Origin of the sequence: Kitasatospora sp. NPDC091257, from assembly GCF_044757675.1 — a bacterium.
GTDB classification, from domain to species: domain Bacteria; phylum Actinomycetota; class Actinomycetes; order Streptomycetales; family Streptomycetaceae; genus Kitasatospora; species Kitasatospora lactacystinica.
The window spans coordinates 1-1,739 of sequence record NZ_JBIVVI010001560.1; the positions used below are offsets into that span (position 1 = coordinate 1).

The window sequence follows — 1,739 nt, forward strand, 5'->3', positions numbered from 1 at the left end:
CCCTGACGCCGCCGGACCCACCGGCTGATCGGGCCACCCGGGGCCGCGCACCCCCTTGCGGCCTTTAATGCGAATCTCAGATACCAATAAGGAGTCGTCTGATGCTGTCCGCGAAGTCCGCCGAGGTCATCGAGGCCACCCTGCCCGTCGTGGGCGCCGCCATCGGGGACATCACCCCGCGCTTCTACGACCGGATGTTCGCCGCCCACCCGGAGCTGCTGCGCGACCTCTTCAACCGGGGCAACCAGGCCAACGGCAGCCAGCGCGAGGCCCTGGCCGGGTCGATAGCCGCCTTCGCCACCGCCCTGATCGCCAACCCGGACCAGCGGCCGGACGCGATGCTCGCCCGCATCGCCCACAAGCACGTCTCCGTCGGCATCGCCGACGACCAGTACAAGATCGTCCACGAGCACCTGTTCGCCGCCATCGTGGAGGTGCTCGGCGAGGCCGTCACCCCCGAGGTCGCCGCCGCCTGGGACGAGGTCTACTGGCTGATGGCCAACGCGCTGATCGCCGTCGAGGACCGGCTGCGCGCCGAGGTCGCCGCCGGCGGCGACCCGGCCGACCTGTGGCGCCCCTGCACCGTGGTCGCCCGCGTCCAGGAGACCGAGGCCGTCACCACCTACCTGGTCCGCCCGACCGACGGCCGTCCGGTGCCGGCCTTCCGCCCCGGCCAGTACGTCTCCGTGCGCACCGAACTGGCCGACGGCGCCCACCAGATCCGCCAGTACAGCCTCTCCGGCGGCGCCGACGGCGCGCTGCGCTTCAGCGTCAAGCGCGAGGACGGCGGCGAGGTCTCCGGCCACCTGCACGACCACCTGAAGGCCGGCGACCCGATCGACCTGGCGCCCCCGCTGGGCGACATCGCGCTGGCCGACGGCGACGGGCCGGTGCTGCTCGCCTCCGCCGGCATCGGCAACACCCCGATGACCGCCATGCTCGACCACCTGGCCACCACCGGCTCCACCCGGCGGATCGTCTCCGTGCACGGCGACCGCGACCAGCTGAGCCACGCCTTCCGGGCCGAGCTGGCACGGCTCACCACCACGCTGCCGAACGCCACCTCGCACGTCTTCTACGAGCAGCCGCTCGGCGAGTGGCCGGCCGAACGCACCGGCCTGGTGGACCTCTCCACCGTCGAGGTCCCGGCCGGCACCACCGCCTACCTGTGCGGCCCGCTCCCCTTCCTGCGCGCCGTCCGCGAGCAGCTGCTGACCGCGGGCGTCCCGGCGGCGGACATCCACTACGAGGTGTTCGGCCCGGACCTCTGGCTCGGCGCCTGAGATCCCGGGGCCCTGAGGCCTTGAGGTCCTGAGGTCCCCCCGCGGCACCGGTCCGCTCGGCACGCCGGTCGAGCGGGGCAGCCGGACGGTCGTGGTGCCGGCCGGTCTGCCGGCCGGCTGGCTCGCCGCCGCCGAGGCCGAGGGGGTCGCGCTCCTCCCGGACGACGGGACGCCGACCGCCGCCCGACTGGACACCGCGGACAGCGTGGTGACCGGCTGCGCGCTGGCCGTCGCCGAGACCGGGACGATCGTGCTGGTCGCCGGTCCGGGCCGGGGCCGGCGGCTGCTCTCGCTCGTCCCCGACCACCACGTCTGCGTGGTGCGGGCGCCGGAGCAGGTCGTCGCCTCGGTGCCGCTCGCCCTGCCGCGGCTCGATCCGGTGCGCCCGCAGACCTGGATCTCGGGGCCGTCCGCCACCAGCGACATCGAACTGGACCGGGTGGAGGGGGTGCACGG

The 1,739-nt window shown here is 74.4% G+C and carries 1 protein-coding gene and 1 pseudogene; both read left to right on the forward strand.

The window, feature by feature from the left end:
• Positions 1 to 101: 101 nt before the first annotated feature.
• Complete coding sequence (locus tag ACIQOV_RS40255; RefSeq protein WP_401055947.1) at positions 102 to 1,283, forward strand: globin domain-containing protein; 1,182 nt, start codon at positions 102 to 104, stop codon at positions 1,281 to 1,283.
• A 70-nt stretch (positions 1,284 to 1,353) separates the two neighbouring features.
• Positions 1,354 to 1,739: pseudogene (locus ACIQOV_RS40260) on the forward strand (lactate utilization protein C); the annotation flags it as partial.

Coding starts and splice junctions, on each gene's coding strand:
- ACIQOV_RS40255 (WP_401055947.1), top strand. CDS start 102: ATGCTGTCCGCGAAGTCCGCCGAGGTCATCGAGGCCACCCTGCCCGTC.